The following is a 6,340-nucleotide window of genomic DNA, read 5'->3' as shown; positions in this document are numbered from 1 at the left end:
GATTCTTTTCTTTACGACATTGCTTTAAAAAAGCTCCAATCTTTTTTGTATCCATATCTCTACCTCTCTTCCACTTACAGCTTACCAATATGCACCAAAATTACCACGACATAAAACGAGAATCCGTTAATTTTCAACCGGACATCTTATGTCTGGAATAAATAAACGGTATTTTCATACCGAAAACAAATACCTATAATCATTCCAACATTCAAACAAGAAGTATCCCTCGCCCAATGCGCTCGGTCATATGTGAGAATGTCACAATTTTTCTAAACTCAATATTGTAAGACTGCTGGCATTGCTATTTCTTTTCATTCAATAATTCTTTTACTCTTTTAACCGGAAATCTATCTTCAATATCAACTACTTCAAACAGATTTAATGGCAATACCTTTTCACCAATCAGGAAAAGGTATTCATTAACAGCTCTACGATCAATCATAATCTTTCCATGTCCTGCCCAATGACGATTGCTCTCTTCCTTTTTCAGTCCAGAAATCCAATATTTATTACCATTCTCAATATCTATATAATTTGCATAGTTACCGATATTCTTCTGAAAGGCATGGTCATTAAAATAGATTGTTTTCTTACTTTTTGAAGTTTTGACATATCCAATCCATGCCGGACCATCATCAGAATATCCCGTTTTTAATTCAATGTACATCAAATTGTTAATCATTCTTATTCTCTCCTGATTCCAAATTTTGCAACATCTCAACTAACTGGAAGTTATTACTTTCTGCATAGCGTGTTTCCCAAAATGATAATTACCACGACATCAATCAAAATAATCCCCAATGCAATATATACAAAAAATGCAGGCAAAATATTTTCAAGCAAGCCCATAATTAATGCAAGAATTGCTATAATAGACATTCCAATTCCCATTGTTCTGCATAACTTCTTTTCATCATATTTTTCCTTTTCTTCTTTTGTAGCTGTATTATATCCAGAAATAAACCAGCTCCCGTGTCCAGAAAGTAAAGTTATAGAAAGTACAGCAAATATTGCAAAGACAATCCACACTATCCAATCAGAACCTGTTGCTAAATCTGCTAATTTCATCTATATGCTCCTTGAATTCCAATTTTCTAAACTCTCAATTCCATCTTCTTGCCATTCAAACAAGAAGTATCTCTCGCCCAATGCGCTCGGTCAATTCCGATTTGAGTTAAAGCCCAAGAGGCTTTTAATGCCCCTTATGCTTTTCTCTTTTCTTTTGCTGTTTCAACTCAAACATTCGCTGTTCTTTTGCCTCTTTTTTCTTGCGATTTCTCTCTTTACGCTCCTGTTTGTTATGTTCCTGCTGTAACTTCAATGCTTGCTGCGATTTTGTGCCAATACCTGTCCCTATTGTCTGCTTTTTTACTTCTCGATGCATCCGTTTCGGATTTCTTTTTATATCCTTTACAACAGTTTCAACAGCCGGACTGAATTTCAAACTGAAATAGTATTGTTGAATATATTCCTGCACTTCGTAATCTTTTGGTTCTGCACCAAATATTACCTTCGCTACAGATAATTTACCATCCTCAATACGCTCGAATACGCCTACCCAAAATGGTTCTTCAAAATATACCGTCAGTTTTCCATTTGTTTTGTCCATAAAAATCCCTCCTAAAATGAATTGAACAAAGAATGGACAACCCGGAGGGGCAGGTTACTTACCCTATTTACATAGGACGGCTGGGCTACCTACCAGCTCTAGCATATCTTAAAAATATGCATTGCGTTTTTATCTTGTTTTTATCATATAAAGTGCAATATCACACAATATATCCTTACAATTTATATATTCTAATTCCTATAGTAAATCTATACAATCATCTTTTCCATTGATAGTACGAGACGATTTTAACATAATACTTTATCTGCTTTCAACACATAATCATGGGAACATATAATTCTGCTTCTCTGAATGATATCACCTCTAACAGAACAGTTTCCTTTTGCACAGCCTTCTATCGGTGTAAAATTTTCGCAGGAACCACATTTTCTGCGTTCCTTTTTCATTCCACGTCCATCGCACCGGATCATTTCATAACCAACAATGTATTTTTGCAATTCATCTTCCAGGATTGTCTTTTCGAGCTTTTCTCCTGCATCATTTCTCAGTTCAAAATGAATATCCTTGCCATTTATGTCTGCTTGCAAGGCTATATTATTATTTAAGAGACCTTCCTCGTTTAACTCATTGATTTCTTCACAATCCAGATTTTCAATAAATTGCAAAATATCTTCCATTATGTCCACAGACAAGCCATATCCTCCAGAGCTGTATTCATAGAATATATTTCCATAATAATCGCCTTCTTTTAAGGTTATCGCAATCACATAGTCCCTGGATTTGTAATCATCAGATAGATCATGGTACATTTTTGTCTTCTCCTTATACTGATATCTGTTCTGGTTTTCTTCCCTATACTTTTCATTTTTTATTTTATCGACTGCATTTTGTTTTTCTATCTTTGCTTCCATTGCAGCATAACCATTTTGCTTAAATTTTTCTATCAGCTCGTCCCCATAACAATCACGAAATTCTTCTCTACATTTCTTTAATGCATCCAGTTGTGTAGATAAAAACTCATCAAAGAAGCTTTCCGGAATATGTAGCCTGCTTGAAAATTGTCTTTTTCTCTTTGGTATCGTTCTTTGAGTGCTGGCATATCCCAACACTCCCATAGACACATCTAACACCCCTGCTAGTTCTACCGAATTTAATTCATATACTTTTTCAATCGCATCATAAATATTTATTTCTACACCGACTCCCTGTTCATCCTGTTGTAAAAGATCCAGAAATTTTTCATAACTTATTTTACATTGATCATAAGGTTTCTTAATATACCAAGGTGCTTTTTTCGTAATCTCGGTATAATACTCCAAAGAAGCTTCCCAGTCATCGCACTCTTCGCCTTCCTTGCATGTGGTATACATGCCACACACACCATTGGAGTCAAATCCACACGTTTTACAAATCTTATCAATTCTCACACTTATCACCTCTCAATCCATCAACATTTTTCTGCATAGATAAATTTTTTCATCAATTCTTTCCTTGTAATTATACACTTTTTCTGATGATATTGCTATCTGCAAGGATATTTGAACTTACTATTGAACTCTTCTTACTGAAAAATATAGATACTCAATTTGAATATTTTTTTCGACAATTACGTAGTATTTCTGTCTGAAGATTCTTATTGTCCTTTTTGGGGGCTTATAAATAAATTTTATTATATATTTATATAATTTTATACTGAAAACTTCAAAATAGAGATACTCGTAAATTTTACTCACCTGTATCCTCTGAAGAATTTCAGTTATTTGAAGAATATTTCCCTAACATGAAACTTCCCGCTTCGTATAAAGCCTTTTTATCTTGTTCAAATGGAATGGAGCTATTTTGTGGAGAAGAGGGTAGTTCTCTAGTCAGCTGTACCATCTACTCTTTAAAAGAAGCTCTTAATCAAAAAGAATTTTGGAATAATACACCTATTTTATCTGATCCAGAATTCACATATCATCTCCCCATTCTTTGTCTGCAAGATATAGGTGATATAACCATGAATTTGCAGGCTGTATCAGAAGGTAGAGACGATTATTTATGTTATCCCGCTCCTGACACCGATCGTTTTAACCTTCCTTTTAATGAATGGCTGGAGCGATATATTGTATGCCAGGGACATGAATTTTGGTTTTTCTTAAATCCGTAACTACCAAAATACTTTCTCTCTACTTTTTTTTATAGAAAAAATATATGCTTATGAAAAACACTCTGACTACTAATAAGTTGGAGTATTTTTATAATTCATATTATATTTATAGATTTACTCTCAGTGCTACACATTCCGGGGATTGAGGCCGTCCCCAAAGTGCGTTTTGATATCCAAACGCTATGCTTGCCAGGTACTTCCGAACACTTTTTAAGGAAACTATACCATCCGTCCAACCATTTTATATTAATTCTCATCCATATTATCTTTCTTCTCCATCAGCTGTTTCAGCCTTTTATTTATTTTACTTCTATTCTCCTCCTGTAATTTTCCGCAGAATAGATAGCAAAATTTCAGTGCAAACCACCAGATATACAAAGCTTTGAAGCTCTGGAATGCCTGATCATCCAGCATTCCATGTGCCACATTGTTGCGCATGTTAAATCCAAATTTTGAACAGAAAATCGTATTTAACGCAAATATAAGGTCTTCATCCAGGCTTTCTTTTACTCCTTCCAATTCTAAGACAGCGTGCATTGATTTTATTTCTTCAATCCCTTCTTCATTCATGTTGTAAACAGGTTCTCCACATTCTACTGCCAGATATCTTACTGCATTTTCTATCTGTGGAATCAGGATACTGAGCGCCGTCAAGAAATCTCCAGAAAAGCCAAACATGAGACCCTTGGTATACGATTCTTTTCTCCCCTCCGGAATCGCACAACTTACATCTACAATCTTTTTTACATCACTCTCTTCGATCAAAAATCTGGAACGAATATATTCAAACGTATTGCTCACCAGGATCTGTGCAAAATAATCCATCTCCATGGCTGCTGTCCGCTCCATATTATCCTTAAGCGCACCTTCATCGATTGTTCCATCAGGCTTTTTCACAGGCCTGCTTTTAGCAATTAATTTTCCTCCTTTTCCAAGGATTGCCGCTGGAAATATCGTGTTCAGGATCCCCGTCCTATTTAATACTTGATTCTTTACCTTTTCTCTTATCGGAATCGGAAGAAATGAAGCAAAATAACATAATGCCTCTTCTTTATCAAGATCTTCCAGTTGGCGGAACAGTTCTTTTACAATGCCGCTGGCATCCTGTTTATCACTCCATACCATCATCTCCGAAAGGGAAGCTTCTTCTATCTGTGCTATTTCCTGCAACAGTGCCTTTCTTTCTTTTTCCGTACCTTGTATGGTCTTTAACAACTGAATAACCTCTTTCAAATAGTGAATCTTTCTCATTAAATTTCCTTTGGAAGAGGCCCCGGCATATTCAGCCTCCATCCGGACAGCCTGAATCTTACGTCTTCGTATCGCAATCAGTTTAGGTTCAGTAATACACTTTTTCTTCTGCCAGTTATTTTTTCTGCAATAGAGTTCTTCCAACAGATCACAAAACTTACCAATGAGCAGTGCATCGCAGCTATTATCATCGTAAGTTTTCAAGATATTTTCCACATAAGGGATCAGATATCCTGTATCCACTTTTTCCTCCATGGCAGTTTTTATCAAATATCCAATTTTTGCATGGCTGCTGTTATCATACTCTTCTAATACTTTTATCAGCAGATTCTTTCGCACCTCTTCATTGATTTCCTTGCTTCGGATTTTTTTAGAGATAAACAAGATCCGGTTTATAGCCATGATATGATCTGCAAATGCACCGGTGTTCTTCAAGTGTTCGCAATAAGCCGTTTCTGCTATTTTAGCATTTGAAAAATCATTTTCCACAACCCATAAAAAATCCGATATCTTTGCCTTGTTGATCGGTGCGATGGGATAGCTTCGGATTTCCTCCAGCAATGCCTGATACTCTTCTCTATTTATATCTTTCCGATTCCAAATGCTGCGGGCATAGGAAAACGGTACGTCTTTAGGCGTATCAATCCATCGTTCCACAATAATATCCACCAGAAGATTCCTGAATTCCCCATCCATCGTTCCGCAGAAATCTGTCAGTGCTTTCTCTGCCGTTTGAAAATTAGGTCCTTTTAAAATCTCTGCGATCCGCTCTGCCATTTTTTCTGCCATACATATTCCTCCAACCTTTTTCTATAGGAAAAGTATAATGTATTTTTCTTTTTCCTGTAAAGCAGAAAGACCTGAAATTCCAGGTCTTTCTGTCATCATTGATTAGAAATTGAAATTCACACTTATTTTATATCCTTGGAGCCCATAGAAGTCGCCCATCCAGCCTGAATCCTTTGTATTACGCTTCCATCCCGTGCATCGATCGTAAGGAGTGGAACACCGGCATTATCCATCGTCACGTCTCCCATGACCGGTCCATCCTCCCCATTTCCGTACTCATACTCTGGCTCTTTGGATGTCCAGGTTCCATAAAAATCCCACACCGGGATCAGGACTGCTTCGGTATCGCTGCCTTCACTGTCTGGCATGCACATATAACCCAGCTGTACCTTTGTTATGGTTATCTCCGCACTCTGTGCATCAATGGACGGATAACGGTAGTGGCTTCCTCCATCAACAGAGATCAGCCGATTCTTGTCTTCTGTCATGACCTGCAAAGTGATCGTTTTTTCAAAGATATCCTTGACCTCATCAAAAGGAAGTAAGAACAGCCTCTCATCGGAAGCATTCGATGCTTC

At 36.7% G+C, this 6,340-nt stretch carries 6 protein-coding genes and 1 pseudogene; 1 reads left to right on the top strand and 6 read right to left on the bottom strand.

The genetic code is table 11. The features are described 5' to 3' along the window. Nucleotides 1-304 precede the first annotated feature (304 nt). From LIR34_RS17220 to LIR34_RS17205, 4 genes are all read right to left on the bottom strand, one after another. Nucleotides 305-685, bottom strand: a complete 381-nt coding sequence (locus LIR34_RS17220) for a mannose-1-phosphate guanylyltransferase (RefSeq protein WP_114001664.1) — start codon at nt 683-685, stop codon at nt 305-307. 53 nt (nt 686-738) lie between these two features. Next, on the bottom strand, nt 739-1,071 hold the full coding sequence (locus tag LIR34_RS17215) for a DUF3784 domain-containing protein (protein ID WP_114001665.1): 333 nt from the start codon (nt 1,069-1,071) through the stop codon (nt 739-741). Between the two features lie 124 nt (nt 1,072-1,195). Then, on the bottom strand, nt 1,196-1,612 hold the full coding sequence (locus tag LIR34_RS17210) for a YjdF family protein (protein ID WP_015525019.1): 417 nt from the start codon (nt 1,610-1,612) through the stop codon (nt 1,196-1,198). 248 nt (nt 1,613-1,860) lie between these two features. Next, nucleotides 1,861-3,000, bottom strand: coding sequence for a hypothetical protein (locus LIR34_RS17205; RefSeq protein ID WP_114001666.1), 1,140 nt, complete (start codon nt 2,998-3,000; stop codon nt 1,861-1,863). A 317-nt stretch (nt 3,001-3,317) separates the two neighbouring features. Here LIR34_RS17205 and LIR34_RS17200 point away from each other — a divergent pair. Continuing rightward, nucleotides 3,318-3,722: pseudogene (locus LIR34_RS17200) on the top strand (SMI1/KNR4 family protein); the annotation flags it as partial. 246 nt (nt 3,723-3,968) lie between these two features. On the opposite strand, the gene LIR34_RS17195 reads toward LIR34_RS17200, so the two are convergent. After that, nucleotides 3,969-5,762, bottom strand: coding sequence for a DUF4209 domain-containing protein (locus LIR34_RS17195; protein WP_114001668.1), 1,794 nt, complete (start codon nt 5,760-5,762; stop codon nt 3,969-3,971). Nucleotides 5,763-5,884: 122 nt separating this feature from the next. Continuing rightward, on the bottom strand, nt 5,885-6,340 hold a 456-nt coding region (locus tag LIR34_RS17190), incomplete at its 5' end, for a DUF6034 family protein (RefSeq protein WP_244092366.1).

Source organism: Blautia sp. MSK17_66 (assembly GCF_020538025.1).
GTDB lineage: Bacteria > Bacillota > Clostridia > Lachnospirales > Lachnospiraceae > Blautia_A.
This window is presented reverse-complemented; position numbering and strand designations above follow the sequence as displayed.

Excerpts from the sequence above, each read along its gene's own strand:
- LIR34_RS17220 (WP_114001664.1), bottom strand. The coding sequence starts at position 685 with ATGATTAACAATTTGATGTACATTGAATTAAAAACGGGATATTCTGAT.
- LIR34_RS17215 (WP_114001665.1), bottom strand. The coding sequence starts at position 1,071 with ATGAAATTAGCAGATTTAGCAACAGGTTCTGATTGGATAGTGTGGATT.
- LIR34_RS17210 (WP_015525019.1), bottom strand. The coding sequence starts at position 1,612 with ATGGACAAAACAAATGGAAAACTGACGGTATATTTTGAAGAACCATTT.
- LIR34_RS17195 (WP_114001668.1), bottom strand. The coding sequence starts at position 5,762 with ATGGCAGAAAAAATGGCAGAGCGGATCGCAGAGATTTTAAAAGGACCT.